Source organism: Micromonospora carbonacea (assembly GCF_014205165.1).
In the GTDB taxonomy this organism is placed as follows: Bacteria; Actinomycetota; Actinomycetes; order Mycobacteriales; family Micromonosporaceae; genus Micromonospora; species Micromonospora carbonacea.
Genome location: NZ_JACHMZ010000001.1, coordinates 2,968,640 through 2,992,948, shown reverse-complemented (window position 1 = coordinate 2,992,948; position 24,309 = coordinate 2,968,640). Strand labels below are relative to the sequence as shown.

Sequence of the window (24,309 nt, the reverse complement as noted above, 5' to 3'; positions counted from 1 at the left end):
TGTGACCCGGGACACGCCGACACCCCGTCGGGCGGGCCGCCGGGCGAACCCGTACTGGCAAATTCCACAGTCGCCAGCGGGATTGCATCACCGACAAGTCGACGCGCCGAATGCAAACGGGGCATATTCTTGCGGATTTGCCCGGCGATAGGTCAAACTCGTAACACACCCCGCCCCACACAAGGAGTAATTGGCGATGGCCCGGAAAGTAATCACCGTCTTGACTGACGACCTCGATGGCGGGAAGGCGGATCGGACCGTCGAGTTCAGCCTGGACGGCGTGGCGTACACCATCGATGTGTCCGACGAGAACGCCGGCACCCTCCGGAAGGCACTCGACCCCTACATCAACGCTGGCCGGCGAATCGGCCGAGGGCCGGTCGACGCCGGCCGGCCGGTCCGCCGCCCCGGCCGGGCGCCGGTCTCGGGAATGGATCGCGAGCAGAACCGGGCGATCCGGGAATGGGCCACCAAGAACGGCTACGAGATTTCCGACCGGGGCCGGATCCCCGTCTCCGTCGTCGAGGCCTTCAAGAACCGCTGAGCCGCCACCGCGTCCACCATGCGGAACACCGGGGCCACGCTGGGATTCAGCGGTGGCCCCGGGCCTATTCCGGCGGCATTTTCCACGGCACCGCCCCGGTGCCGTGGCGCGCCTGGTCACGCCGCCCACGACCGGCGCGCGACGCGGAGCCGCCCGGGGCGGTAGCTGCCCCGGGCGGCCCGGATGTGCGTACGGCGCGGCCGTCCGGTCAGTTGACCTGGATCCGCACCACGTCGATCGCCGGGGTCTGGTTGGCCCGCTCCATCATCGGGATCCGGTGCGAACCGTCACCGGCCCAGACGGAGCACTGCGCCGTGCCGGCCTGCGGCAGGCCCGGCACCTGGATGATGACGTCGTCCGGCTGTGAGCCGCCCCGGCCGTCCTCGGTGGCCACGAAGAACGCCGGGACGTCCTGCGGGTTCGGGGGCTGCCGGGTGCTGTTGAGCATCCGGCAGGCGGTGTGGAAGTGCCCCCGCACCAGGCCCTGCCCGTTGAGCAGGGAGCTCTCCAGGTAGTAGCCGCCCTGACCGGCGGCGAGGAACCGGTCCCGGATCAGGTTGCGGGTGGTGACCCGGAGCTGGAACGCCTGGTTGCGCTGGACCTGGTTGGGGAACTGGGTGATCAGCAGCGACGGGTTGTTCGCCGCCGCGCCCACCTCGCCGAACGCGGTGCTGACGCACCGGTTGCCGTTCTGGAAGCCGTCGTGCGGCTGCAACCGGCTGTTGGTGCAGTCCTTGGCGAGGACGCCGAGCCCGTTGCCGTTGTTGTTGCCGCCGTTCTGGCCCCCGTTGTTGTTCCCGCCGTTGTTGTTGCCCCCGTTGTTGTTGCCGCCGTTGTTGTTCCCGGCGTTGGGATTGGCGCCGACCGCAAGTTGGCACGGGGCGAGCTGTCCGAGGCCCTGCGGCCGCTGCGCCACCCGGCCGATGGCGGTCGCGATGCGGTCCAGGGTCGCCCGGCGCTTGTCCGCCAGCGGCCCGAGGATCGCGTTCTGGATGAACTGCCCCCCGTTGCGGCCCTCGGCGGCCAGCCGCTTGTTCGCCTCCTCGATCTGGGTCTTGAGCAGCGCGAGGTTGCGGTCCACCTCGGCCTTGGCGGCGGCCGGGACCGGGGGCAGCTTGCCGGCGACGTCGGGGCAGGCGATCGTCGAGCCCGCCGGGGCGGCGTTGGTGTTGGCGTTCGTGGCGGTGCCGCCGGCCTTGAGCGACTGGCACTCCGCGACCGACATCTGCCCGTCGCCCCAGTGGTTGCGCACCCACCGGCCGTTCTGCCACGTCTGGGTCGTGCTGCTGCCGATGTTCGAGGTCGCGCCGGGGCTGGGCGCCACGCACGACGCCGCCGCGGCGCGGGTGGTCGTCCGCCGGTCCCCGGCGGACGAGATCTGGGTCACGGCGACGATTCCACCGAAGACCGCAAGCGTGCCGACAACGGCCAGCAGCCGCTTGCTCCGTGCGTTACCGGATGACCGGCGCGCCCGTGGGGACCTGCGCATCGAATTGCTCTCCTTCTCGATCCGGTAGTTGACTCGTGACCCCGTCGGACCGATGAATTCGGGTGGGACGCCTCGGCGAGGATCACTGCGACGTTCCGGTCGCGTGTCGATGACCGACGATGCCCTTTCCTCATCGTCGTCGCGCCGGCCGGCGCGGCGGGGAGATCCGTCTCCATTCGGGCTGGAGTACGGACCCGCGGCGGCGGCGGTTCAACCCGGATACGGGAAATTTATGGAGAGCCGGGAAGGGCTGGTCACCCGGTGGACGGGGTCGGTCAGCCGGCGCAGAGGTGCTCGAAGGCGAAGCCGTCGCGCATCTCGTCGCGGCGCTCCCGCAGCCGGCGGATGTCCCGGTCGAGTTCGTCACGCGACACCAGATCCGGGCCGGCCGCCTCGACGTCGCGCAGCCGCTCGCCGACCGCCACGGCGGCCAGGTCCTCGGCGAGGCGGCCGGCGTCCACGCCGCAGGAGAAGCGCTGCTGGACGACCTGCACCCGCTCCACCAGGCAGCGGCCGGGACGCACCTCCACCCAGCTCCAGCCCTCCACCGGGCCGTCGGCCCAGCGCACGTGCAGGCCCCGCACGATCGGGTCGACCAGCCGGCGGGACACGTACGCCTCCACGGCCGCCGCCCGGGCGAGGGCGCCGAGGTCGTTGACGTGACCGGTGCGCCCGTCCGGCAGCCGGCCGACGATCTCCCGGAACTCCACGGGCAGGGCCTCCGCCGGGTCGTCCTGCCCCGGCGCAGGCGCAACGGCGTCGGCGTAGGCGCGGGCGTCGATGACGTACGCCACGATCCGGCGGCCGTGGTCGGCGGCGCGCAACGTGGGCGAGACGATCCGCAGCACCGGCAGGCCGACGGCCGCGCAGACGGCGTTCTTCATCCGCTCGGCGCGCTGCGCGGCGGAGCCGGCCGGGGCGGGCGGCCCGATCTCGACGGCGAACAGCGGGCGGCCGCTGTCGCCGGCGCACACCACGTGGTCGAAGCCCTCCCGGCCGGCCGAGGTCCACTGGTGGCCCGTGACGCCCGGCGGACGGCCGTGCACCAGCTCCCCCAGCCGGCGGGGGCCGAACACGACCTGACCGGCACGGGTGAGGACCGGGGCCCGCCCGGTCGACGCCGCGACCGGGCGCAGCAGGGAGCCGTGGTCACTACCGGTGCGCGCCATCGCCTGTTCCGTCCGTCGGGCCGTCGACGGCCGATTCTAGGCCGCCGACCGGGACGCCCACCTCGCCGGTGCGGTCCGCGCCGCCTCACCGGTCCGGGCCACCGCAGGCCCGGCGGGGACGCTCCCGGCCCCCGGGCCCGGCCGGGCCCGACGGATGCGGCCGGAGATCCGATTCTCTAGGCTCAGCGCGTGCTGCACAGTGGACGGGCTCCGGAACTTCTGACCAAGCGCAGCCTCGTCGCTGTCTCCCACGCCATCGAGAGCGCCGCCCTGGCCACCGCCGAGGACGGCCCGCTCCTGGTGATCGCCCTCTTCCAGCGGATGCCCTACTTCGACCGCGAGCGGGCGGTCTACGAGCGGATCGCGGCCACGGCGGCGGCGACCGTGGTGGGCGTGGTCGGGCAACGCCCCGAGGCGCTGCCGGCCGGCGTGTGCGGCGTGGCCCTGGACGAGACCGAGGACCTCGCCCGGGAGTGGAGCGTGGTGGCGCTGACCCCCCGGTTCGGCGCGGCGCTGGTCGCCCACGACCGGGTGGAGGTCGAGCCGGCGGCCACGCTGGAGTCGGGGCGCCTCTTCGACGGGCGGTGGGGGTTCCGCCGCGACGAGGCGCTGCACGAGGTGGTCCGGCTGCGCGACCGGCTCGCCGACCGGCTCCCCGGCGCGGTCCGGCTCGCCGTGGAGGAGACGCTGGCCCGGGTGCGGGACCTGCCCGCCACGCCGGGCGAGGCCCGGGGCGAGGCGGCGTTGCGGCTGATGTTCTCCCGCGCCGAACGCGCGGCCCGGGCCCGCCGGCCCGGCGGGCGGGACCGCAGCGCCGGCACGCCCGCGGCGGAGCCGGTGCCGCTGCTGGACGAGCCGGGGATGCGCCGGTGGACCGGCGCGGACGGGGTCACCGCCGCGGGCACGCTGCCGGTGGCGCTGGTCGGCGTCCGGGTGGACGAGCCGGCGGGCGCGCCGGAGCGCTTCGGCCGCCGCAGCGCCGCCCGGGAGGCGCAGGCGGTGATCGGGGCGGTCACCGCGCCGCTGCGCCCCGTGGACCGGGCGGTGCGCCTGTCCGAGCAGGAGTACCTGCTGATCCTGCCGGCGCTGACCGAGGACCAGGCGATGACGGTCGCCGGCCAGGTGCACGAGGCGGTCGCCGGACTGGCCCGGTCGTATCCCTTCGTGGCCTTCGCGGTGCACGCCGCGGTCACCGTGACCGGCCGCCGGCCGCTGCCCGTGGGCGACGTCCGGCACGCCGTCGGGTGGGCCGCCCGGGAGGGGGTGCCCGTCGCCCGGCTGGCCCCCGAGTCGGCCGAGGTGCCCGTCGGGCAGCCGTAGCCGGGGCGGGGCCGACGCTCAGGCCACCGGGGTGACCTGGCCGTCGGCGAGCGCGACGAGGGCGTCGTCGTCGACGTCGTACGCGATGGTGTTGACGACGCGGACCACGCCGCCGACCTGCGCGGCGAGCCGGCCGGCGAGGTCGACCCCGCTGCGCCGGTCCAGCCGCCCGTCGAGGGTGACCTCGCCGTCGCGCACCTGCACGGTCACCAGCCCGTCCCGCACGGCCAGGACCCGCCGCAGGACCTCCCGCACGACCTCCTCGCGGATCTCGGCGTCGGTGCGCAGGTGCACCCGCAGCAGGTCGCCACGGGTGACGATGCCGACCAGCCGGCCGAGGTCGTCCAGGACGGGCAGCCGCCGGACCGCGTCCCGGTCGAGCTGCCGCGCCGCGGCCGGCAGGGACGCCTGCGGGTACGTCGTCACCGCCGGCGCGGTCATCAGGTCCCCGGCGACCAGGGCGCCGGCCTTCTCCCGGGCCACCCGGCGACGCCGGCCCTCGAAGACCCGCCGCCCGTCCGGGTGCCCGACCCGTTCGATCCGGTGCAGCAGGTCCGTCTCGGAGACCACGCCCAGCACCCGCCTGAACCCGTCGACCACCGGCACGCCGCTGACGCCCCGGCGGACGAGCACGTCCACGATCTGCCGGTACGGGGTCTCCTCCCCCACCGTCGCGACGTCCTTGGTCATCACGTCGCCCACCTGCCAGGTCCTCATCACGACCTCCCTGCCGTCGTCACGCCCGACGCTAGGGCGCGCGGGGGCGGGCCGGCAGAGGCCGTGGGCCGGTGCCGGGACGGCCGACGGACCGGGTGGACCGGGGTCGAAGGTCCCGGGCCGAAGCGGACCCATCGGCCCTGCCGGGCCCACCGGTCGCGGATGTCCAATGGAACTGCCACCGGGAAGCGCGGTGCGAGGACAGGAAGGGACGTGGACACCATGACCGCGACGATCGAGCGGACCACCGCCAGGACCACCGCACCGGCGGCCGAGAACACCAGGACGACCGAGACCACCCGGGAGCGGGCCACCCGCTACGTCCTCGCCGGCATCCGGCTCGCGCTGGGTTGGACCTTCCTCTGGGCCTTCCTCGACAAGATGTTCGGCCTCGGCCACGAGACCGCCGCGAAGAACGCCTGGATCAACGGGGGCAGCCCCACCAAGGGCTTCCTGAGCTTCGGCGCGGCCGGCCCGCTCAAGGGCTTCTACAACGGGATCGCCGGCGCCGCCTGGGCGGACTGGCTGTTCATGGCCGGCCTGGCCGCGATCGGCGTGGCCCTGCTGCTGGGCGTCGGCACACGGATCGCCGCCACCGCCGGTGGCCTGCTCCTGGTGATGATGTGGACGGCCGTCCTGCCCCCCGAGAACAACCCGTTCATGGACGACCACCTCATCTACGCCGCGGTGCTGGCGGTCCTGGCCATGGCCGGCGCGGGCGACACCCTCGGCCTCGGGCGGACCTGGAAGCGACTGGCCATCGTCCAGCGGTTCCCCTGGCTGCGATGACCGACAGGCACCACGACCCGGCGGGCGTCACCTTCCGAAGGTGACGCCCGCCGTCGCGTGTGCCCGGCCGGGCCACCCGCCCGCCCGCTGCGTCGCGGCGGGCGGGCCCGCCGCGCGGGCGTCGGCGACGGGACCGATGGAGATCGGCGGATCACGATCCGGCAGGATCGACGGCGACCGCAGTGGACGCACCACCGAGCAGGAGGCGTACGGCATGGACAAGCCCGAAATCGGCCCGATCGAGGGCGCGCCGCCCGCCGATCTCGTCATCGAGGACATCATCGTCGGCGACGGCCCGGAGGCCCAGCGGGGCCAGCGGGCCACCGTGCACTACGTGGGCGTGGCCCACTCGACGGGCCGCGAGTTCGACGCGTCGTGGAACCGGGGCGACGCGTTCGAGTTCCCCCTCGGCGGCGGGCGGGTCATCGCCGGCTGGGACCAGGGCGTCGTCGGCATGCGGGTCGGCGGCCGGCGCAAGCTGACCATCCCGCCGCACCTCGGGTACGGCAACCAGGGCGCCGGCGGCGTGATCGCGCCGGGCGAGACGCTCGTCTTCGTCGTGGACCTGCTCGGCGTGCGCTGACCCGTCAGCTCCCCGGCCGGGGCGTCGGCCCCGCCGGGGAGCGGCAGGGCGGCACGGCGGCAGCGAGGCGGCAGGGCGGGAACGAGGCGGCGGCCGGGCCGGTCAGGCGGCCGGCGCCAGCGGCGCGGACGCGCTGCCCCGCTCGGCGACGAGCGGCACCAGCAGCCCCGGTCGCAACGCCAGCGGCGCGGGGGCGACCGGCCCGGTCGCGGTGGAGGCGGCGCCCGCCCTGACCGGGATGACCCGGTCCAGGCCGGTCACGTGCAGCACCCGGGCCACCATCGGGGCCGGGTCGACGAGCACCAGCTCGCCGCCCCGCGCGCGGGCCCGGCGGTGCGCGGCGACCAGCGCCCGCACCCCGGCGGCGGAGAGCAGCCGGACGCCGGAGAGGTCGAGCCGCAGCAGGGGGCGGGCGGGGGCGGCCCAGAGCGCGGAGCGCAGCACGCCGACCGTGGCGATGTCGACCTCGCCGGTCGCCCTCATCTCCACGACGTCGTCACCCACGTCGACCTGCACGTGGAACCGATCGCTGCGCTGCTCCATGCCCACGAATCTAGCCCCACCCACCGACATTTCCGCCCTGCCCGGGAGTGACTCCGGGTACACCCAGGGTCTGACCCTGAGTCGCCCCGGATCCTCCCCTGGCAGGAGGCCCGGGGCGCGGTGCGCGGGACCGGCCGACACGCCGCCGGACGACGGCCCCGGCCGCCGGTGGCGGGGTGAGAATGGGCCGATGGTGGTACCCCGCCCCCGCGCGCCCCGACCCATCCGCCCCGTCCGCGAACCGGCCACCGTGCCGCCCCCGCTGACCGGGCCGTGGGCGCCCGAGGACCGCCGGCTCGACGAGGTGGAGCTGCTGCCGCTGCCCGACGGCGCGCACGGTCCCGAGGACGTCGTGGTCGACGCGGCTGGCCGGGTGGTCAGCGGGGACGAGGACGGCCGGCTCTGGTGGTGGGCGGCCGACGCGCCGGCGGGCACCCCGGCGAGGCTGCTGGCGGAGACCGGGGGACGGCCGCTCGGCATCGAGCTCGACCCGCTCGACGACAGCCTGGTCGTCTGCGACGCCTACCGGGGGCTGCTGCGGGTCACCCCAGGCGGGGCCGTACGCGAGCTGACCGGCACCGCTCCGCCGGTGCACCTGGCCAACAACGCCGCCGTGGCCCGCGACGGGACGATCTACTTCACCGACAGCTCGGATCGCTTCCCCCTGTCGCACTGGAAGCACGACCTGCTGGAGCACCGGCCCAACGGGCGGGTGCTCGCCTACGATCCGGGCAGCGGGCGGACGGAGGTGGTGGCCGCCGGGCTCTACTTCCCCAACGGGATCGCGCTGACCCCCGACGAGTCCGCGCTGATCCTGGTGGAGACGACCACCCACCGGCTGCTCCGGGTCGACCTGCCCGGCGGGGCGGCCACCGTGCTGGCGGACCTGCCGGCGTATCCGGACAACCTCTGCGCGGTCGGCGACGGGACGTACTGGATCGCCCTGCCCAGCCCTCGGCTGCCGGTGGTGGAGCGGCTGCTGCCGCACCCCCGGCTGCGGCAGCTGGTGGCGCTGCTGCCCGACGCGGTCCGGCCGCAGCCGCGCCGCTACGGGCTGGTCGCGCTGGTCGACGGCGCGGGCACGGTGCTGCGGACCCTGCACGGCCCGCGCGGCGCCTACTGGATGATCACGGGGGTACGCCAGCACGGCGACCAGCTCTGGCTGGGCTCCCTGGTCGGCTCCGGCGTGGCCCGGGTGCCGCTCGGCTGACGGACGGCGCGCCCGCCGTCGCCCCGCCCGGCACGGACCCCGGCTGGCCCGGACCTCAGGTCACCTGCCCCCGCCGCGACAGGGGTCGGCCCGCCACCGTGCGGTGGCGGGCCGGCCCGGCGGCCGTTCCTCCCGGTGGTCAGCCGCCGCTGGCCGACGGGGTCGGCGCGGGCGAGCCCCCGCCGGCCACCGCCCCCGGGTGCGGCGACGCGGTGTGCGGGCTGGGCCGCAGCCCGGCCGGGACGGGCAAAGCGCTGCCCTTGGCGAACTCGTCCCAGCTCACGTTCCAGGCCGTCCAGCCGTTGCCGGCCCGCAGCGGCACCTCGGTGCCCGTGACGGTGACCAGGTCGCCGACCTGGGTGACGCCCATCAGCCAGTCCGCGGCGGCGGCGGAGACGTTGGCGCAGCCGTGCGAGACGTTGCTGTAGCCCTGGTCGCCCTCCGACCACGGCGCGGAGTGGATGAACTCCCCGCCCCAGGTGAGCCGCTGGGCGTCGTCGACGTCGACGACGTAGCCGCCGTCGGGCTCGCCGCGGGTGTCGAACGTCGTCCGCTCGTGCTTCTCCATGATCACCATCTTGCCGCTGGAGCTGGGCGTGCTCGGCTTGCCGAGGCTGACCGGGATCCGGCGGACCAGCTTGCCGTCGCGGAACACCGACATCTGCTTGGTGGCGTTGTCGATGTCGACGGAGACCTGCCGGCCGATCTTGGAGGTGGCCCGGTGCTCGGCGTCGCCCACCAGCTCCTTGCCGATCGGCAGCCCCTCCAGGGCCGCGCGGACGCTGATCTTCGTGCCCGGCCGCCAGAAGTCGGGGGCCCGGTAGTACGCCTGGCTGCCGTCCTCCAGCCAGGACCAGGTGCCCGGCTGCGGCGGGTCGGTCTTGACGAACAGCCGCTTCTGCACCGCCGCGCGGGCCTCCTTCGGCACCCCCGGGTCGAACGCCACCGTCACGGGCATCGCGGTGCCGTACGTCTGGTTGCCCGTGAAGTAGAGGGTGCTGGTGATCGCCGGCTTGGTCGGCTTCGGCGCGGTGCTGAACGTCGTGGTGCGGGTGGCGGTCCGTCCCCCGTCCCCCGTCACCGTCACCTCGGCGGTGTACGTCCGCCCGCCGGCCAGCGGCGCGCCGGGAACCCAGCTCGTCCCGTCTTCCCGGGGCTCCCCCGGGACTTGCCGGCCCTTGTCGTCGGTGAGCCGGACGCCGGTGACCCTGCCGTGGGCCACGCTGGTGCCGATCTCGGCGCTGACCGGGACGTCCCGCGCCCGGTCGGCGGGCGTCAGCTCGACCGCCGGCGGCGGCGCGACCCGCGCGGCCCGCTCGGCGGCCTTCCTCCCCTCGGCGGTGCATCCACCGAGAACCAGTGGTGTGGCTGCGATGGTTACCGCCAATAGCGTCAATCGCCGCCTCACGTCCATGTTCCGCACCCCTTTTCCGCTCCCCTTTGGCCACATTCTGTATGGCTTTCCGGGAGGCCCGGTGCGGTTTCCGGAAAAGGCGTGGCGTCATTGTCGACAGTTTCGGCGGCGGCGGGTCGAAAATGGTGGGCCGCGCCCCGAGGACCCCGTGTCACCGATCGGCCCGTCCGCGGACGGACGACCGGTTCGCCCCGCCGTCAGTCCCAGTCCTGGTCGCCGTGGTTGCGGTCCCACCGGCCGCCGACCGGCGGGGTGTCCAGGCGGGTGGCGGCCACCGCGTTGCCGGCCAGGTCGTTGTCCTCGACCCGGCAGGACACGCAGCTGCCCCGGTCGGTGATCCAGATTCCATGCGTCTGGGTGCGTTCGTCGTGGTTGTCCCAGATCCGGTTGCCCCGGATGGTGGCCGAGTCGACGTGCGCGTTGACCGTGATCCCGGCCCGGCACCCCGGCGCGCCCGGCAGCTCGTACGCCGTGCCCGGCAGCGGGGTGTCCCCGCTCCAGGCGCTGTACGCGTCGGGGCGCACCGGGGCGAGGGTGAGCCCGGTGTCGTCGTTGGCGGCGACCAGGGCGACCCGCTTGCCGACCCGCAGCACCTTGCCCCGGTGCCCGTCGTGCTGCCAGCCGGCGGTCCGGTCGACGAGCGACCGTTCGTTGTAGCGGACCGACTCGCCACCCCCGCCGTACCCGGCGGCGCACTGCCGGCCGTTGTTGCGGATGCGGTTGTTGAGCAGCACGGCGTCGACCATCGGCCGGTCGATGCGGATGGCGTCGAGGCCGTTGCCCCAGAAGTCGTTGCCGTCGATGACCACGTCCGTCGCCGCGCCGTGGTAGCCGTGCCCGAGGTCGTGCTCGTGGTAGCCGTACGCCCCGTTGCCGCTGATCCGGTTGCCGCGCACCGTGTACGGGCCCGGGGTGTTGCCCATGCTGATGCCGTCGCGGACGTTGCCGTCGATGACGCAGTCGGCCAGCAGGCCGCCCCGGCCGGCTACCCCGGAGGTCCCCTCGGCGGAGACGTCGAAGCCGGCCTCCAGGTTGCCCGTCATCGTGCAGGCGGAGACGATCAGCCCGTCGGCGCCCCAGTCGGAGATGCCGAACCGGTTGCCCTGGCTGTGGCAGCCGACGATCCGGTAGCCGCGCGGCGGCGGCCAGGTGGCCTTCTGGAGTTCCAGGAAGATGCCGTTGGTGCCGTTGCCCAGGGTGGTGCAGTTGGCGATGGTGAGCCGCTCCACGGTGCCCCAGCCGCCGATGCCGACGCCGATCCCGGCGCCGCCCATCTCCTGGCCGTTGTCGAGCCGGCCACAGCCGACGACCACTGCCCCCTCGATCAGGCTGTCCTGGAGGAAGTCGCAGCCCAGGCCGGTGGCCGCCGTGTGGTGGATGTAGAGGTTGCGGAACACCCCGCGCACCACGTACTGCAGGCCGAGGCCCTTGGCGAGGTAGTTGTACTCGGCCATGGCCACGCCGGATCCGTCGATCTCGAAGTCGGCGAAGGTGCAGTCGGCGATGTGCCGGTCGCGGTCCGCGCCGTGCTGGAGGGTGGTCCAGAAGGCCAGCGGGGTCGGATCGGCCCGGTTGCCCTCGTTGCTGAGCAGGAACCGGGTCGCGCCGGGGCCGGCGCCGATCAGGGACACCCCGCTGCGCCACACCGTGCCCGCGTCGCGGATGGAGTAGATGCCGGGCGGGCAGTAGATGACCCGGGCCCGCCCGTCGGCGGCGTAGCCGTCGCCCAGGCGGTCCACGAGGGCGGCGAGCGCCGGCTGGTCGTTGGTCACCCCGTCGCCGCGCAGCCCGTACTCGGTGGCGTCGCAGTGCAGCGGCGCCCCGGCGACGGCCGGGCGGCGGTCTCGGACGGCGGCGGGCAGGCCCTGGTACGGCACTGCGCTCTCCCCTCGCGCGGGCGGACGACCGGGTGGTCGCGGGCGGACGACCGGCGGTCGTCGCCGGCGCGGATTTCCCGGCGACGACGGGAAGAAACGGGAGAGGAAACGGATCGGAATCAGCGGACCGGCGGCACCGCCGAATGAACGGCGATCCGGATCGGGAACGCATTTCCGGCCCATTCGACCGGGCCCGAACGAAAGGGGACGGCGGGGTCGCGGGGGCGCACGGAAAGGGACGTTCGGGGTCCCGGCGGCGCACTGCCGCCGGGACCGGGCTCACCCGTTGGCGATCAGCAGGGCCGGCTGCTCCACGCAGTCCGCGACGTGCCGCAGGAAGCCGCCGGCCACCCCGCCGTCGCAGACCCGGTGGTCGAAGGTGAGGCTGAGCTGCGTCACCTTGCGTACGGCGAGCTGCCCGTCGACGACCCACGGCTTGTCCACGATCCGCCCCACGCCGAGCAGCGCCGCCTCCGGGTGGTTGATGATCGGGGTGGAGCCGTCGACGCCGAACACGCCGTAGTTGTTGAGGGTGAACGTGCCGCCGGTGAGGCGGGCCGGCGGCAGGGCGCCGGCCCGCGCGGCGGCGGTGGTCTCGGCCAGCGCCACGGCCAGCTCCCGGGTGGTGAGCAGGTGCGCGTCGCGCAGCACCGGGACGACCAGGCCCCGGTCGGTCTGCGCGGCGATGCCCAGGTGCACCCCCCGGGACTGGACGATCCGCTGCCCCTCGGTGTCGACGCGCGCGTTGAGCTGCGGGAAGCGGCGCAGCCCGCTGAGGCAGACGCGGGCCAGCAGGGCCAGCAGGCTCACCGGCGCGTCCGGGGTCGCGGCGTTGATCGCCCGGCGGGTCTCCACCAGGGCGGTGGCGTCCGCGTCGACCCAGATGGTCACCTCGGGGATCTCCCGCCGGCTGCGGGAGAGCTTGTCGGCGATCACCTTGCGCACGCCGGTGAGCGGGACGACCAGGTCCTCCTCGCCCACCGGCACGGCGGTCCGGCCCGCCGTGGCCGGGCCGGACGGGGTCGCGCCCGGGTGGTCGGGGACCGGGGCGGGAGCGGGCGGCGGGGCCGTGCCGGCGAGGGCGGCCTCGACGTCGGCCCGGCGCACCACCCCGCCCGGGCCGGTGCCGCGCAGGGTGGCCGGGTCGATGCCGTGCTCCCGGGCCAGCCGCCGGACGATCGGGGAGATCACCAGGGCGACCGCGCCCCCGGGGACCGCCGCGGCGGGATCGGGCGCGGGCGTCGACACGAGGACCGGCGCGGGCGCGGTGGCCGGCGCGGGCTCGGGAGCGGGCTCGGCGGACGGCGCGGGCTCGGGGGCGACGGAGAGCCGGGGCCGGCGGCGTCGCCGGCCCGCCGCGCCGTGCCCGGTGCCGTACCCGATGAGGACGTTGCCGCTGCCCGCGCGCTCCTCCTCCCGGTAGGTGGCGTGGCCGGCGGGCTCGCCGCCGCCGGCAGCGCCGTCGGCGGGCGCGATGGTGATCAGCGGCTGGCCGACCGGGCGCGTCTCGCCCGCCGCGCCGTGCAGCGCCACGACCCGCCCGGCGTACGGGCAGGGCACGTCCACGACGGCCTTCGCGGTCTCCACCTCGACCACGCTCTGGTCCACGGTCACGGTGTCGCCGACGGCGACCCGCCACTGCACGATCTCCGCCTCGCTCAGCCCTTCGCCGAGGTCGGGCAGGAGGAACACCTGGTCGCTCATGCCGCGCTCCCCTGCGGCAGCCAGCGTGCGTCGGGCCGGTCGTCCCACTGGAGCCGGCCCACCGTGTCGAGCACCCGGTCCACGCCGGGCAGGTGGGTGTGCTCCAGCATCGGCGCGGGATACGGGATGTCCAGCCCGGACACCCGCAGCACCGGGGCGTGCAGGGCGTGGAAGCAGCGCTCCTGCACCCGGGCGGCGATCTCCGCGCCGACCCCGGCGAAGCCCTGGGCCTCGGAGACCACCACGCAGCGGCCGGTGCGGCGCACCGACGCGGCGATGGTCGCGTCGTCGAGGGGGACGATCGTGCGCACGTCCACCACCTCCAGGTCCCAGCCCTCCTCGCGGGCGGCCTCGGCGGCCTCCAGGGCGACCGGCACCGCCGGCCCGTACGCGACCAGGGTGGCGTCGGTGCCGGCCCGGCGCACGACGGCCCGGCCGAACGGCTCGGTGGCCGCCGGCAGGTCGGCCTCGGCGCTGGAGAAGTAGAGCTTCTTCGGCTCCAGGAACACGACCGGGTCCGGGTCCGCGATGGCCTCGCGCAGCAGCGAGTACGCGTCGGCGACCGTCGCCGGGGTGACGACCTTCAGGCCCGGGGTGTGCGCGTAGTACGCCTCGGACGAGTCGCAGTGGTGCTCGACGCCGCCGATGCCGCCCGCGTAGGGCACCCGGATGACCATGGGCACGCCGAGCGCGCCCCGGGTGCGGTTGCGCAGCTTCGCCACGTGCGAGGCGATCTGCTCGAACGCCGGGTACGCGAACGCGTCGAACTGCATCTCCACCACCGGCCGCAGCCCGGACATCGCCAGGCCGACGGCGAAGCCGACGATGCCGGCCTCGGCGAGCGGGGTGTCGAAGCAGCGCCTGTCGCCGAACCGGGCCTGGAGGCCGTCGGTGATCCGGAAGACGCCGCCGAGCTTGCCGACGTCCTCGCCGAAGACGAGCACCCGCTCGTCGTCGGCCAGCGCGTCGGCGAGCGCGGCGTTGAGCGCCTTCGCCATGGTGGTGGTCGCCATCAGCGCCCGTCCTCGCGGTCGGCGGCCAGCTCGGCGCGGACCAGCTCCCGCTGTTCGAGAAGCTGCGGGGTCGGCGTGGCGTAGACGTGGTCGAAGAGGCTCAGCGGGTCGACCTCGGGCTGGACGTGCATCCGCTCGCGCAGGTCGGCGGCGTACGCCTCGGCCTGTTCGGCGATCGCGGCGACGGCCGCGTCGTCGAGCGCGCCGCGCGTGCGCAGGTACGTCTCCAGCCGGGCGACCGGGTCGCGGTCGCGCCAGGTGTCGACCTCGGCACCGTCACGGTAGCGGGTGGCGTCGTCGGCGTTGGTGTGCGGCTCCATGCGGTAGGTGTGCGCCTCGACCAGGTAGGGGCCGTTGCCGGCGCGGGCGTGCGCGACCGCGCGGGTGAGCACGGAGAGCACGGCGACGGGGTCGTTGCCGTCGACCTGCTCGCTGGGCACGCCGTAGCCGACGCCCTTGTACGCCAGCGCCGGGGCGGCGGTCTGCCGCGACAGCGGGACGCTGATGGCGTACTTGTTGTTCTGCACGAAGAACACGACGGGGGCCCTGAACACGGCGGCGAAGTTGACGCCCTCGTGGAAGTCGCCCTCGCTGGTGGCGCCGTCGCCGATGAAGGCCAGGGCCACGGTGTCGCGGCCCTGGTGGGCCTCCCCGTAGGCGAGGCCGGCGGCGTGCACGCACTGGGTGGCCAGGGGGGTGCACTGCGGGGCGGTGTGCACCCGGGTGGGGTCGTACCCGCAGTGCCAGTCGCCGCGCAGCAGGGTGAGCACCTCGACGGGGTCGATGCCCCGGGAGACCAGCGCCATCGACTCCCGGTAGGTCGGGAAGACCCAGTCGGTGTCGCGGACGGCGAGCACCGCGCCGACCTGGCAGGCCTCCTGGCCGCGCGAGGACGGGTAGACGGCGAGCCGGCCCTGCTTGGTCAGGGCGGTGGCCTGCGTGTCGAAGCGCCGGCCGACGACCATGCGGCGGTACATCTCGCGCAGGTCCTCGACGGGCGGCTCGGGGTAGTCGGCGCGGGCCGGCCGGGGCGTGCCGTCGGGGTCGAGCAGCCGCACCGGGTCGGTCTGCGGCAGCAGGGCGGCGGCCGGGTCGGTCGCCGCCTGGTCGCGGGCGGGGGCCTTGGTGGGCTTCTTGGCCGGCGGGCGGGTGCGCGGGGATGCCCTGCGGACCGCCTGGGGTGTGGTCGTCACGGCGGGGACCTCCTGGACTTGTGGTGGCCCTATGCTCCTGCCGTTGGATGATTGACTCAACACACGCGATGAACGCGGGACGAATGGCAGGGGAAGGGGCCGGATGTGAGCCAGCAGGCCACCGGGGAGCCGGGCGCGGAGGGCGGTACGGGACGTTCGGCCGGGCCGCTCGACGAGGTGGACCGGCGCATCCTCGACGAGCTGGCCCGCGACGGGCGGATCTCGATCCGTACCCTCGCCGAACGGGTGCACGTCTCCCGCACCAACGCGTACGCGCGGGTGGAGCGGCTGCTGCGCGACGGCGTCGTCACCGGCTTCCGGGCCCGGATCGCGCCCGAGCCGGCCGGGCTGGGCACGTCGGCGTACATCGCGCTGACGATCCAGCAGAACACCTGGCGGGAGGTGTCGGCCGAGCTGGCCCGGGTGCGCTACGTCGAGCACGTCGCGCTGCTCAGCGGCGAGCACGACGTCCTCGCCCTGGTCCGGGCGCCCGACAACGCCACCCTGCGGGACGTGGTGCTGGACCGGGTGCAGGGCATCGCCGGGGTGTTGTCCACCCGCAGCTGGCTCGTCTTCGACGAGTTCGAGGGCACCCGCAGCCCGTGGGCGTGAGCGCGCCGCCGCCGGTGGTGCCGCCGCTGCTGGTGGTGCCGGCGGCGGCCCGGCGGCACAGGTGGCGGCTCAGCGCTCCGGTGGGGCCGCGAGGCCGGCGCGGTCGGCCAGCTCCAGCAGCGGCTCCAGCGAGAAGCGCGGGCCGTCCAGGCCGGCGTGCGGGTCGCCGCGCCCGGCGAATCGCGCCGGCAGGGTGAGCACGTCGAAGTCCTCCGGCCGGGCGGCGTCCAGCTCCGTCCAGTCCAGCGGCGCGGAGACCAGCGCCGCCGGGGTGGGCCGGATCGAGTACGCCGAGGCCATCGTGTGGTCCCGCGACATCTGGTTGTAGTCGACGAAGACCGGCCGGTCCCGCTGCTCGCGCCACCAGGTCGTGGTGACCAGGTGCGGCAGGCGGCGCGCCAGCTCGCGGCCCAGGGCCAGCACCGCCCGGCGGCAGTCGCCGAAGCCCCACCTCGGCTCGATCGACACGTAGACGTGCAGCCCCCGCCCGCCGGTGGTCTTCGGGTAGCCGACCAGCCCCAGCTCGGCCAGCACCGCCCGCAGCTCCAGCGCGACCGGGACCACCTGCGCGAAGTCGACCCCCGGCATGGGGTCGAGGTCGATGCGGAGCTGGTCGGGGCGTTCGGTGTCGGCGGCGGTGACCGGCCACGGGTGGAAGCGCAGCGTGCCGAGGTTGGCCGCCCAGATCACCACCGCCAGCTCGCCGGGCGCGACCTCGTCGGCCGTGCGTCCGCTGGGGAACGTCAGGTGGGCGGTGCGCACCCAGTCGGGCGCGCCGGCCGGCAGCCGCTTCTGGTAGAACGCGTCGCCCCGGCTGCTCTGCCGGGTGGCGATCCGCGCGCCCTCGAACACGCCCCGGGGCCACCGCTCCAGCATGGTCGGCCGGTCCCGCAGGGCGCGCAGGATCCCGTCGCCGACGGCGAGGAAGTAGCGCACCACGTCGAGCTTGGTCAGGCCGCGCTGGGGAAAGTAGGGCTTGTCGGGGCTGGAGACGCGGACCACCCGCTCCCCGACCCTGATCTCCTGCGCCGCCGTGGCCACGACTGCCACCGTACGACGCCGCGCCGACGGGCGCAGGCAGGTCGGAGGCAGTCCGGCGGGCCTTCGGCGCGGCCCGGCGCGGTCAGGGCTTGCGGGCCACGCAGCCGTACTGCGGGACGACCGCCGGCTCCTCGCCGTCGGCCGGACGCCACCGCGCGCACGACACCAGGCCCGGCGCCACCAGCTCCAGGCCGTCGACGAACCGGGCGATCTCCGCCCCGGTACGCGCGCGGATCGGCGGCGCGGCGTTGGCGTTCCAGAACTCCATGGCCGGCACGTTCGCCTCGCCGCCCAGCTCGACCGTGGGGTGGGTGAGCGCCAGGTAGCTGCCCGGGGGCATCGCGTCCAGCAGCCGGCGGACTATCGCCACCGCCTCGTCGGTGTCGAGGACGAAGTTGAGGATGCCCAGCATCATCACGGCCACCGGCCGGTCGAGATCCAGCGTCCGCCCGGCGGCGGCCAGGATCGACGCCGGGTCGTGGACGTCCGCCTCGACGTAGTCCGTGGCCCCCTCGGCGGAGCTGGTCAGCAGGGCGCGGGCGTGCACGAGGACCATCGGGTCGTTGTCGACGTAGACGATCCGCGCGTCGGGGGCGACGGACTGCGCGACCTGGTGGGTGTTGTCGGCGGTCGGCAGGCCGGTGCCGATGTCGAGGAACTGCCGCACGCCGGCCTCGCCGGCCAGGTGCCGCACCGCGCGGGCGAGGAACCGCCGGTCGGCCCGGGCGACCTCCCCGATGACCGGGAACATCTGCCGGACGTGGTCGCCGACCCGGCGGTCCGGCTCGAAGTTGTCCTTGCCGCCCAGCCAGTAGTTCCACACCCGGGCGTTGTGCGCCACCGAGGTGTCGATGGGCTCGACCCGTTCGCCGCCGCGAACCCCGACGTCGCCGGACTCTGACACGAAAACTCCTCGGCTGTCGCGGATGTCCGGTCAGCCTAGCCCCGCGGCGGGCGGACGGCCCGGCCGGGTCAGGACAGCAGCGCCACCCCGACGGCCATCAACGGCAGCGAGACGAACAGGAAGATCCCGACGCCGGTGAGCACCCGCCCGCCGCCCGCGTCCTCCCGCTCGGGGGCCAGCCCGAAGGCCGACCGGGCGGGCAGCATGCCGATCCGGCTCAGGGTCAGGTCGCCGGTGAGCCCGAGCAGGGTGCCGACGACGATGAGCGCGACACCGACCCGGAAGACGAAGTCGCCCCCGCTGACCGCCGTCCACACGCCCGCGGCGGCGGCGACCGCCACCAGCGCCACGACGAACAGCACGAGCGCCTCGCGCAGACCCCGGACCACCGTCATCGCCGCGCACCCCTCTCGGCCGGCCGGCGGCCGGCGTCCGTCGACACCCGCGCCGCCGGTGGCCCCGGCGGCGCGGGTGACATTCTGCCGGGCGTACGGCCACGGCGCTGCCCCCGCGCGGGCGCGCTTCGTCCCCGCGCCTGACCGCCGGGCCCGGTCGTCCGCGCCGCCCTCGCTCGGCCGGCGGGGATAACCTCCGTCGTCCCGACCCGTTGTACACGTCGCCAACCGGTCGATATAAGGGGAAACGGGGCATTCGATGCGCTTGCCAGTCACGCCGGAGGGTTCCGCGCGGTCGGCCTTCCGGGGAGACATCGAGGGGCTGCGCGCCCTCGCCGTGGTCATGGTCCTCGTCGGCCACGCCGGGCGCGACCTCGTGCCGGGCGGCTTCGCCGGCGTCGACGTCTTCTTCGTCATCTCCGGATTCCTCATCACCGGCCTGCTCGTCGCCGAACTCGAACGCACCGGCCGGATCTCCCTGGCCGGCTTCTACGCCCGCCGGGCCCAACGCCTGCTGCCCGCCGCGGCCGTCGTGCTGGTGGCCAGCCTCCTGCTCACCTGGCTCCTGCTGCCCCGCACCCGCTGGGCCGACACCGCCTGGGACGTGGTGGCCAGCGCCGCCTACGGGCTGAACTGGCGGCTCGCTGTCCAGGCCACCGACTACTGGGCCGCCGACGCCGCGCCCAGCATCGTCCAGCACTTCTGGTCCCTCGGCGTCGAGGAGCAGTTCTACCTCGGGTGGCCGCTGCTCCTGCTCGGTCTCGCCGTGCTCGGCGGTCGTCGCCGGCTGCGCCGGGGCGCACTGATGGCCGGCTTCGCCCTCGTCGCGCTGCCCTCGTTCGCCTGGTCGGTGCACGCGAGCCAGGCCGACCCCGGCCCGGCCTACTTCGTCACCACCACCCGGCTGTGGGAACTCGCCCTCGGCGGGGCCGTCGCCATCGCCGGCGCCCGGCTGCACCGGCTGCCCCGGCCGCTGGCCGCCATGCTCGCCTGGGCCGGGCTGGCCACGGTGGCCGCGTCCGCCTTCCTCGTCGACCCCGACCGGGCCTTCCCCGGCTATCAGGCGCTGCTGCCGACGGTCGGCACCGCCGCCGTGATCGCGGGCGCGCAGGCCGCCGGCCGGTTCGGCCCCTCCGGCGCGCTCGGGTGGCGGCCGATCCGCGCCGTCGGCGCGCTGTCCTACTCGCTCTACCTGTGGCACTGGCCGCTGCTGGTGGCCGCCGAGGCGCGGTTCGGCGAGCTGGGCACACAGGCGGCCCTCGGCGTGGTGGCGCTGTCGGCCGTGCCGGCCGCGCTCACCTACCGGTTCGTGGAGAACCCGATCCGGATGTCCGCGGCGTTGCGGTGGGAGCCGGCCGCCGCCCTGCGCGTCGGCGCCCTCTGCACGGGCGTCGCCGTCGCCGCCGGCCTGCTGTTCCAGCTCACGGTGTGGCCGCCCCGGCAGGCGCCGCCCACCCCCGTGGCCCTGCCGGCGATCGGCGGGCCCACCCCGACCGCGACCACCACTCCCGGCGGTCCGCCCGGCGCGACGGTGCTCGGCAGGGAGCCGCTGGGCAACCGGGCCGGGGCCGCCGTCGACCGGGTCGCGTCCATCGTCCCCGACCCGAGCGTCGCCAAGAAGGACGGGCCCGAGCAGTGGGCCAACCCCTGCGGGGCCGGGCAACAGGGCGACCAGGCGTTCCCCTGCAAGTACGGGGACCCCTTCGGCGCGACCACCGTCGCACTCGCCGGGGACTCGCACGCCAACCAGTGGTTGCCGGCCCTGAAGCTCATCGCCGAGGCGGAGGGCTGGCGGCTGCTGTCCTACACCCGGTCCGCCTGTCCGTTCATCTCCATCGAGGTGGCCTGGCAGGAACGACCGGAACCCGGCTGCCGGGACTGGAACCGCGCCGTGCAGAAGCAGCTCGTCGAGGTCGAGAAGCCGGACCTGCTGCTGGTGAGCAACACCTTCTACCGCCCCTACGGGGTGGACCGCGACGACGTCGACGAGGCGGACAAGGGCATGGCCGAGGGGCTGCGCGCCACCTGGCGGGCGGTGACGGCGGTCGACACGACGGTGGTCGTGCTCCGCGACACGCCCTACCTGGAGCGCAACGCCCCCGAGTGCGTGGCGGCCAATCCACGGAAGCTCACGCGCTGCGCCACGGACCGGGAGTCCGCCCTGGACGCGGGCGGCGGGCCGGCGCACGAGGCGGCGGCGGCCGGGCAACGCGGCGTCCACCTGGTCGACCTCAACGATGCGATCTGCCCCGTCGATCCCTGCGCGGCGGTCATCGGCGGCGTGCTGATCTACCGGGACGCCAACCACCTCACCGCCACGTACGTGTCGAGCCTCGCTCCCCGGCTGCGGGACCGCCTGGTCACGCTGCTCGACTAGGCCCCCGCCCCGGTCAGGGTTACCGCTCGGGAGGGCCGGGTACGGTTCGGCGCATGGCGGAACTGGCAGCCCTGTGGATCGTGCGGCACGGCGAGAGCACGGCGAACGTCGCGGCGACCGAGGCGGAGAGCGCCGGCGCGGAGCTGATCGGGCTGACCCACCGCGACGCGGACGTGCCGCTGTCCCCCACCGGCGAGCAGCAGGCCCGGGCGACCGGGCGCTGGCTGGCCGGGCTGCCGCAGCGGCGGCGGCCGGACGTGGCGGTGGTGTCGCCCTACCTGCGGGCGGTGCGCACCGCCGAGCTGGCCCTCGACGGCACCGGCATCCCGGTGAGCCGCGACGAGCGGCTGCGGGACCGGGAGCTGGGCGTCCTCGACGGGCTGACCGGGCACGGCGTCGCCCGCCGGTTCCCCGACGAGGCGCAGCGCCGGGCCCGGCTGGGCAAGTTCTACTACCGGCCGCCCGGCGGCGAGTCGTGGACGGACGTGGCGCTGCGGCTGCGCGGCCTGCTCGGCGACCTGCGCCGGGACCACGCCGACCGGCGGGTGCTCCTCTTCGGCCACGACGCGCTGGTGTTCCTGCTGCGCTACCTCGTGGAGGGGCTGACCGAGCCGGAGCTGATGACGCTGACCCGCCGGCACGTGATCGCCAACTGCTCGGTCACCGGCTGGACCGCCGACGCCGACGGCCGGCTCGTCCCCGACACGTTCAACGACGTCACCCACCTGCACGAGCAGGGCGCCCGCCCCACCAGGGAGGACGAGGTCCATGCCGAACCGGTCTGAGGTGATCACCCCGGCGCTGCTGCGGAACTGGGCGCTGCCCGTGCCGACCGGCGGCAAGGAGGCCCGGGGCACCGTGCTGGTCGTCGGCGGCTCCCGGTTCACCCCCGGCGCGGTGCTGCTGGCCGGGGTGGCCGCCCTGCGGGCCGGCGCGGGGGTGCTGCAACTGGCCGCCGCCGAGTCCACCGCCGCCGCGCTGAGCATCCAGGTGCCGGAGGCGCTGGTCGTGGGCCTGCCCGAGACCGCCGACGGGGCCGTCGCGGGCCGGCCCGGCGACCCGCTGGACGCTCTGGTGGCCGACGCCGACGTGGTGGCCGTCGGCCCCGGGCTCACGGACATCGAGGCGACCGGGGAGCTGCTGCGCGGGGTGCTCGACGCCGCGCCGAAGCAGACCGCGCTGGTGCTCGACGCGTACGCCCTCGGCGCGCTCAGCCACGCACCGGACCTGCTGGTCGGCTCGGGCCGGCCGGTGGTGCTGACCCCCAACCTGACCGAGGCGACGCACCTGCTGGGCCGCGACCCCGGCGACGACCTGGACGCCGAGGCGGCCGAGCTGGCCCGCCGGTACGACGCGGTGGTCTCCCTCTACGGCCACGTCGCCGCGCCCGACGGGCGGTGCTGGCGGGAGGAGAGCGGCGACGCGGGGCTGGGCACCTCCGGCAGCGGCGACGTGCGGGCCGGGCTGCTGGCGGGCCTGCTGTCGCGGGGCACGGAGCCGGCGCAGGCGGCCTGCTGGGCGGCGTTCGCGCACGCGGTCAGCGGGCAGCGTCTGGTGCCCCGGTTCGGCCGCATCGGCTTCCTCGCCCGCGAGCTGCTCGACGAGATCCCGCACACCCTCGCCACGGTCTGACCACCCACTCCGGTGCGGCGTAACGCCGCGCGGCGGCCCGGCGCTCATCCAGCGGAGGCGGGCGTCCGTCCGCCTGCCGCCGGCCGCGTCCCCACCAGGGGCGCGGAGCCGGCTGGAACAGCCCCCTGGGAGTCTGTGTGAAGAACCTGCGTCGCAAGACCCTGGCCGCCGCGTCCGCCGTGACGCTCGGCGTCGGTCTCGCCCTCACCGGCGGACCGGCCCCGGCGGCGGCCGTCGGCCCCGACACCACCTTCCTGGTCCTCGCCCCGCAGGGTGCGACGACCGACGCCGCGGCGGCCCGGGTCGCCGCCGCGAACGGCACGGTGGTGGCCAGCTACCACCAGATCGGCGTGCTCGTCGTCCGGTCGACCAACCCCGACTTCGCCTCGGCGGTGAAGGGCGCCGGCGTCGAGTCGGTGGCCGCCACCACCGGCCTCGGCAGCGCCCTCGACGAGGGCGAGACCGTGGAGGTCCCGGCGGCCGACGCCGCCGCGGCCAGCGGCGACCCGACCACCGAGCCGCTGTACGGGCAGCAGTGGGACATGCCGATGATCGGCGTCCCGCAGGCCCACGCGATCACGACCGGCAGCCCGGACGTGGTCGTCGGCGTGCTCGACAGCGGCATCTCCTCCAGCCACCCGGACCTGGCCGGCCAGATCGCCAGGGACAAGAGCACGTCCTGCGTCGGCGGTGTCACCGACACCACCGAGGCCGCCTGGAACCCGACCACCTCCGACCACGGCACCCACGTGGCCGGCACCATCGCCGCCGCGATCAACGGCGTCGGGGTGACCGGCGTCGCCCCAGGTGTCAGGGTGGCCGCCGTCAAGGTGGTCAACGACGACGGCTACATCTTCCCGGAGGCCGCGGTCTGCGGTTTCGTGTGGGCCGCCGAGCACGGCATGCAGCTGACCAACAACAGCTACTACATCGACCCGTGGGAGCTGAACTGCCGCAACGACGCGCGCCAGCGTCCGGTGTGGCAGGCCGTGCAGCGGGCCATCCGGTACTCGCAGAGCAGGGGCGTGCTCAACGTGGCGTCCGCGGGCAACTCCAACTACGACCTCGCGCACAAGATCACCGACGAGGGCAGCCCGAACAACGGGACGCCCGAGACCCGCGAGAACCTCACCAACGCCTGCCTCGACCTGCCGGCCGAGGCGCCGGGCGTGGTGACCGTGTCGGCGGTCGGCCCGACCGGGGACAAGAGCTACTACTCCTCGTACGGGCAGGGCGTCGTCGACGTGACGGCCCCGGGCGGCGACACCCGGTTCCGCACCCAGGGCGCCCGGTCGACCAGCACCGACGCGATCCTGTCCACCACCTTCAACACCGCCACCCGCACCAACGGGTGGGGCTACAAGCAGGGCACCTCGATGTCCGGGCCGCACGCGACCGGCGTCGCCGCCCTGGCCCTGTCGGCCCACCCGGGGATGACGCCGGGGCAGCTCGCGTCGTTCCTGGAGCGCACCGCCGTCGCCCGCCCCTGCCCGGCGGGCGTCTACAACCCGGTCCCGCTGATCCCGACGGGGCCGCACGCGTACGACGCGACCTGCTCCGGCGGGGCCCGCAACGGGTTCTACGGCGCGGGCACCGTCAACGCCTACAACGCGGTCAAGTGACCGCCTGACGGGGGATCGGTGGGGCTCGGCGTGCCGTCGGGCCCCACCAGCGTGTTTCGGGCACCGGCGCGCCGCTGGCCGGGCCGCACCGGCCGGGGACGGGCGACGGGACCGTCCACCGATCGGGTGACGCCTGTTTCCGCTGGTGACCTCGGGGTACC

22 protein-coding genes are annotated in these 24,309 nt (G+C 75.2%); 10 read left to right on the top strand and 12 right to left on the bottom strand.

Annotated elements, in window-relative coordinates:
- The first annotated feature begins 196 nt into the window (after window positions 1-196).
- Window positions 197-544 carry a histone-like nucleoid-structuring protein Lsr2 gene (locus tag HDA31_RS13000; RefSeq protein WP_074477251.1) on the top strand — a complete coding sequence of 116 codons (348 nt, stop codon included), beginning with the start codon at window positions 197-199 and terminating at the stop codon, window positions 542-544.
- Between the two features lie 208 nt (window positions 545-752).
- Here HDA31_RS13000 and HDA31_RS12995 read toward each other — a convergent pair whose 3' ends face one another.
- A complete protein-coding gene (locus HDA31_RS12995; RefSeq protein WP_178065263.1) occupies window positions 753-2,033 on the bottom strand; it encodes a hypothetical protein in 1,281 nt (426 codons plus the stop codon).
- 275 nt (window positions 2,034-2,308) lie between these two features.
- Complete coding sequence (locus tag HDA31_RS12990; protein ID WP_178065262.1) at window positions 2,309-3,202, bottom strand: DUF2726 domain-containing protein; 894 nt, start codon at window positions 3,200-3,202, stop codon at window positions 2,309-2,311.
- 189 nt (window positions 3,203-3,391) lie between these two features.
- Between HDA31_RS12990 and HDA31_RS12985 the strand changes: the two genes are divergently transcribed.
- The gene (locus HDA31_RS12985) at window positions 3,392-4,522 is read left to right on the top strand and encodes a DICT sensory domain-containing protein (protein ID WP_246383920.1); all 1,131 of its coding nucleotides are present in this window, start codon (window positions 3,392-3,394) and stop codon (window positions 4,520-4,522) included.
- 18 nt (window positions 4,523-4,540) lie between these two features.
- Here HDA31_RS12985 and HDA31_RS12980 read toward each other — a convergent pair whose 3' ends face one another.
- Complete coding sequence (locus HDA31_RS12980; protein ID WP_178065261.1) at window positions 4,541-5,239, bottom strand: CBS domain-containing protein; 699 nt, start codon at window positions 5,237-5,239, stop codon at window positions 4,541-4,543.
- A 213-nt stretch (window positions 5,240-5,452) separates the two neighbouring features.
- Between HDA31_RS12980 and HDA31_RS12975 the strand changes: the two genes are divergently transcribed.
- Together HDA31_RS12975 and HDA31_RS12970 are read left to right on the top strand one after the other, a co-directional pair.
- Window positions 5,453-6,028: a DoxX family membrane protein gene (locus tag HDA31_RS12975; RefSeq protein WP_178065260.1), complete on the top strand. Its 576-nt coding sequence runs from the start codon at window positions 5,453-5,455 to the stop codon at window positions 6,026-6,028.
- A gap of 136 nt (window positions 6,029-6,164) precedes the next feature.
- Complete coding sequence (locus HDA31_RS12970; RefSeq protein WP_376701445.1) at window positions 6,165-6,611, top strand: FKBP-type peptidyl-prolyl cis-trans isomerase; 447 nt, start codon at window positions 6,165-6,167, stop codon at window positions 6,609-6,611.
- 102 nt (window positions 6,612-6,713) lie between these two features.
- Here the strand turns inward: HDA31_RS12970 and HDA31_RS12965 are convergent, their stop codons facing one another.
- Entirely contained in the window at window positions 6,714-7,154 is a 441-nt protein-coding gene (locus HDA31_RS12965) for an STAS domain-containing protein (protein WP_178065259.1), read from the bottom strand.
- A gap of 190 nt (window positions 7,155-7,344) precedes the next feature.
- Between HDA31_RS12965 and HDA31_RS12960 the strand changes: the two genes are divergently transcribed.
- Entirely contained in the window at window positions 7,345-8,364 is a 1,020-nt protein-coding gene (locus HDA31_RS12960; RefSeq protein ID WP_178065258.1) for an SMP-30/gluconolactonase/LRE family protein, read from the top strand.
- A gap of 139 nt (window positions 8,365-8,503) precedes the next feature.
- Here HDA31_RS12960 and HDA31_RS12955 read toward each other — a convergent pair whose 3' ends face one another.
- From HDA31_RS12955 to pdhA, 5 genes are all read right to left on the bottom strand, one after another.
- On the bottom strand, window positions 8,504-9,778 hold the full coding sequence (locus HDA31_RS12955) for a L,D-transpeptidase (protein ID WP_178065257.1): 1,275 nt from the start codon (window positions 9,776-9,778) through the stop codon (window positions 8,504-8,506).
- 197 nt (window positions 9,779-9,975) lie between these two features.
- Complete coding sequence (locus HDA31_RS12950; RefSeq protein ID WP_178065256.1) at window positions 9,976-11,655, bottom strand: right-handed parallel beta-helix repeat-containing protein; 1,680 nt, start codon at window positions 11,653-11,655, stop codon at window positions 9,976-9,978.
- Window positions 11,656-11,934: 279 nt separating this feature from the next.
- The gene (locus HDA31_RS12945) at window positions 11,935-13,359 is read right to left on the bottom strand and encodes a dihydrolipoamide acetyltransferase family protein (RefSeq protein WP_178065255.1); all 1,425 of its coding nucleotides are present in this window, start codon (window positions 13,357-13,359) and stop codon (window positions 11,935-11,937) included.
- Window positions 13,356-14,372: an alpha-ketoacid dehydrogenase subunit beta gene (locus HDA31_RS12940; protein ID WP_178065254.1), complete on the bottom strand. Its 1,017-nt coding sequence runs from the start codon at window positions 14,370-14,372 to the stop codon at window positions 13,356-13,358. Before HDA31_RS12940 ends, HDA31_RS12945 begins: the two co-directional genes overlap by 4 nt.
- Window positions 14,372-15,598 carry a pyruvate dehydrogenase (acetyl-transferring) E1 component subunit alpha gene (gene pdhA, locus HDA31_RS12935; RefSeq protein ID WP_178067526.1) on the bottom strand — a complete coding sequence of 409 codons (1,227 nt, stop codon included), beginning with the start codon at window positions 15,596-15,598 and terminating at the stop codon, window positions 14,372-14,374. The genes HDA31_RS12940 and pdhA overlap by 1 nt, the downstream gene beginning before the upstream one ends.
- A 72-nt stretch (window positions 15,599-15,670) precedes the next feature.
- Here pdhA and HDA31_RS12930 point away from each other — a divergent pair, with 72 nt between their 5' ends.
- Complete coding sequence (locus HDA31_RS12930; RefSeq protein WP_074477242.1) at window positions 15,671-16,177, top strand: Lrp/AsnC family transcriptional regulator; 507 nt, start codon at window positions 15,671-15,673, stop codon at window positions 16,175-16,177.
- 69 nt (window positions 16,178-16,246) lie between these two features.
- On the opposite strand, the gene HDA31_RS12925 is transcribed toward HDA31_RS12930, so the two are convergent.
- The 3 genes from HDA31_RS12925 to HDA31_RS12915 form a co-directional block, all read right to left on the bottom strand.
- Window positions 16,247-17,227, bottom strand: coding sequence for a DNA polymerase domain-containing protein (locus HDA31_RS12925; RefSeq protein WP_178065253.1), 981 nt, complete (start codon window positions 17,225-17,227; stop codon window positions 16,247-16,249).
- 73 nt (window positions 17,228-17,300) lie between these two features.
- A complete protein-coding gene (locus tag HDA31_RS12920) occupies window positions 17,301-18,122 on the bottom strand; it encodes an SAM-dependent methyltransferase (protein ID WP_178065252.1) in 822 nt (273 codons plus the stop codon).
- A 68-nt stretch (window positions 18,123-18,190) separates the two neighbouring features.
- On the bottom strand, window positions 18,191-18,517 hold the full coding sequence (locus HDA31_RS12915) for a hypothetical protein (protein ID WP_178065251.1): 327 nt from the start codon (window positions 18,515-18,517) through the stop codon (window positions 18,191-18,193).
- 259 nt (window positions 18,518-18,776) lie between these two features.
- On the opposite strand from HDA31_RS12915, the gene HDA31_RS12910 reads away from it, so the two are divergent.
- From HDA31_RS12910 to HDA31_RS12895, 4 genes are all read left to right on the top strand, one after another.
- Complete coding sequence (locus HDA31_RS12910; RefSeq protein ID WP_178065250.1) at window positions 18,777-20,894, top strand: acyltransferase family protein; 2,118 nt, start codon at window positions 18,777-18,779, stop codon at window positions 20,892-20,894.
- Window positions 20,895-20,947: 53 nt separating this feature from the next.
- Entirely contained in the window at window positions 20,948-21,679 is a 732-nt protein-coding gene (locus tag HDA31_RS12905; protein WP_178065249.1) for a histidine phosphatase family protein, read from the top strand.
- Window positions 21,663-22,526: an NAD(P)H-hydrate dehydratase gene (locus tag HDA31_RS12900; RefSeq protein ID WP_178065248.1), complete on the top strand. Its 864-nt coding sequence runs from the start codon at window positions 21,663-21,665 to the stop codon at window positions 22,524-22,526. Before HDA31_RS12905 ends, HDA31_RS12900 begins: the two co-directional genes overlap by 17 nt.
- 137 nt (window positions 22,527-22,663) lie before the next feature.
- Window positions 22,664-24,148, top strand: coding sequence for a S8 family peptidase (locus tag HDA31_RS12895; protein ID WP_178065247.1), 1,485 nt, complete (start codon window positions 22,664-22,666; stop codon window positions 24,146-24,148).
- Window positions 24,149-24,309: the final 161 nt, after the last annotated feature.

What these genes read in the sequence shown, in the direction of transcription:
- HDA31_RS13000 (WP_074477251.1), top strand. Translation starts at nt 197, where the DNA reads ATGGCCCGGAAAGTAATCACCGTCTTGACTGACGACCTCGATGGCGGG.
- HDA31_RS12995 (WP_178065263.1), bottom strand. Translation starts at nt 2,033, where the DNA reads ATGCGCAGGTCCCCACGGGCGCGCCGGTCATCCGGTAACGCACGGAGC.
- HDA31_RS12990 (WP_178065262.1), bottom strand. Translation starts at nt 3,202, where the DNA reads ATGGCGCGCACCGGTAGTGACCACGGCTCCCTGCTGCGCCCGGTCGCG.
- HDA31_RS12980 (WP_178065261.1), bottom strand. Translation starts at nt 5,239, where the DNA reads ATGAGGACCTGGCAGGTGGGCGACGTGATGACCAAGGACGTCGCGACG.
- HDA31_RS12970 (WP_376701445.1), top strand. Translation starts at nt 6,165, where the DNA reads ATGGAGATCGGCGGATCACGATCCGGCAGGATCGACGGCGACCGCAGT.
- HDA31_RS12965 (WP_178065259.1), bottom strand. Translation starts at nt 7,154, where the DNA reads ATGGAGCAGCGCAGCGATCGGTTCCACGTGCAGGTCGACGTGGGTGAC.
- HDA31_RS12960 (WP_178065258.1), top strand. Translation starts at nt 7,345, where the DNA reads ATGGTGGTACCCCGCCCCCGCGCGCCCCGACCCATCCGCCCCGTCCGC.
- HDA31_RS12955 (WP_178065257.1), bottom strand. Translation starts at nt 9,778, where the DNA reads ATGGACGTGAGGCGGCGATTGACGCTATTGGCGGTAACCATCGCAGCC.
- HDA31_RS12945 (WP_178065255.1), bottom strand. Translation starts at nt 13,359, where the DNA reads ATGAGCGACCAGGTGTTCCTCCTGCCCGACCTCGGCGAAGGGCTGAGC.
- HDA31_RS12940 (WP_178065254.1), bottom strand. Translation starts at nt 14,372, where the DNA reads ATGGCGACCACCACCATGGCGAAGGCGCTCAACGCCGCGCTCGCCGAC.
- HDA31_RS12915 (WP_178065251.1), bottom strand. Translation starts at nt 18,517, where the DNA reads ATGACGGTGGTCCGGGGTCTGCGCGAGGCGCTCGTGCTGTTCGTCGTG.
- HDA31_RS12910 (WP_178065250.1), top strand. Translation starts at nt 18,777, where the DNA reads ATGCGCTTGCCAGTCACGCCGGAGGGTTCCGCGCGGTCGGCCTTCCGG.
- HDA31_RS12905 (WP_178065249.1), top strand. Translation starts at nt 20,948, where the DNA reads ATGGCGGAACTGGCAGCCCTGTGGATCGTGCGGCACGGCGAGAGCACG.
- HDA31_RS12900 (WP_178065248.1), top strand. Translation starts at nt 21,663, where the DNA reads ATGCCGAACCGGTCTGAGGTGATCACCCCGGCGCTGCTGCGGAACTGG.